The 1,663-nt window shown below is 40.2% G+C and carries 2 protein-coding genes; both read left to right on the top strand.

Translation table 11 applies throughout. The annotated features are described in order from the left end of the window. Position 1 precedes the first annotated feature (1 nt). Entirely contained in the window at positions 2-298 is a 297-nt protein-coding gene (locus BKO01S_RS23540) for a PTS sugar transporter subunit IIB (protein WP_232311311.1), read from the top strand. Positions 299-330: 32 nt separating this feature from the next. Next, a complete protein-coding gene (gene celB / locus BKO01S_RS23535; protein WP_066060208.1) occupies positions 331-1,662 on the top strand; it encodes a PTS cellobiose transporter subunit IIC in 1,332 nt (443 codons plus the stop codon). Position 1,663: the final 1 nt, after the last annotated feature.

The raw sequence follows: 1,663 nt of genomic DNA, 5'->3' as shown, positions 1-1,663 counted from the left end.
CATCTTATTATGCTGTGCGGCAGGTATGTCTACAAGTTTACTAGTTACAAAAATGGAAGCGGCTGCAAAAGAACAAGGTCTTGAGTCAAAAATTTGGGCAGTAAGTGCGGATCAAGTGAAAGCGAATATTGATCAAGCGGATGTACTTCTTCTTGGACCACAAGTACGTTACCTATTACCACAAATGAAACAACTTGGACAAGAAAAGAATATCCCAGTTGATTCTATTAACCCAATTCACTACGGAATGTGTAACGGGGCAGAAGTATTAAAAACAGCAGTAGCACTAAAAAATTAAATATCTCTGTATAGAGAAGGGAATGAAACATGATGAATAAGTTTTTAAATTTCCTAGAAGAAAAGTTTATGCCTTTTGCTGGTAAATTAGCGGCACAAAGACACTTAGGTGCATTAAAAGATGGAATCATCCTAGCAATGCCAATGATTATTATCGGATCTGTATTCCTAATCTTAGGCTTCCTACCGATTCCTGGTTATGCCGATTTCATGGCAAGCGTGTTCGGAGATCAATGGCTAGCCAAGTTGATGTATCCAACGGATGCTACTTTTAACATGATGGGTCTAATCGCTGCGTTTGGTATCGCTTATCGTCTAGCGGAGCGATATGGCATTGACGCCATTACAGCTGGGGTTATCTCACTGTGTGCGTTCTTATTAGCTACACCTTTCAATGTACCGTTTACTCCAGATGGGGCAGCGGAAGCAATTGCAGTTGGAGGAGCGATTCCCGTTGCATTTATGGGAAGTAAAGGACTTTTCGTAGCCATCTTAATCGGTTTATTCTCAACAGAAGTATACAACTTTATCCTTAAGAAGAATATCGTTATTAAAATGCCAGATAGCGTTCCACCGGCAGTAAGTAAATCGTTTGTTGCACTTGTTCCTGGTTTTATCGTTATCACAATTATCTTCTTACTTCGCTTAGTGATTGAATATTTTGGAATCAGCAGTATTCATGATGTGGTTCAATTAATACTTGGTAAGCCACTTGGATTATTAGGTGGAAGCTTAATCGGTTCCATTGTTGCTTACATGCTGATTATGATGCTTTGGTCAGCAGGACTACACGGAACAAACATCGTTGCGGGTGTACTAAGCCCAGTTTGGTTAATGGCAACAGAAGAAAACCAAATTGCATTCCGTGCGGGTGAAGAATTACCAAATATCTTTACATCACAATTCTTTGAAGTATTCGTCAATATCGGTGGTACAGGTGCCACATTTGGTCTAGCCATGTTAATGCTTTTCTGGGCAAAGAGCCAACAGATGAAGGCATTAGGTAAATTATCGGCTGGTCCTGGAACATTCATGATCAACGAACCAATCATTTTCGGTACACCTATCGTAATGAACCCATTACTAATCGTACCATTCTTCTTAACACCAATTGTTTTAATCGTTGTGACTTACTACTCAATGAAGTTAGGTTTAGTGGCAAAGCCAGCTGGAATCGCCATTCCATGGACAACACCACCAATTATCGGTGGATACCTAGCAACTGGCGGGAAAATTTCAGGTGCGGTTATGCAGGCTGTCAACGTTGTAATCGCTCTAGCTATCTACTTCCCATTCTTCAGAATGTGGGATAAGATGAAGCACCAAGAAGAGAACGGAGTAAATAATTCATCAAAAGTAAGCTAAA

Origin of the sequence: Robertmurraya korlensis NBRC 107688 (genome assembly GCF_001591645.1) — a bacterium.
In the GTDB taxonomy this organism is placed as follows: Bacteria; Bacillota; Bacilli; order Bacillales; family Cytobacillaceae; genus Robertmurraya_A.
The sequence above is the reverse complement of the archived record's forward strand: the minus strand, read 5'-3'. Positions and strand labels throughout refer to the sequence as shown.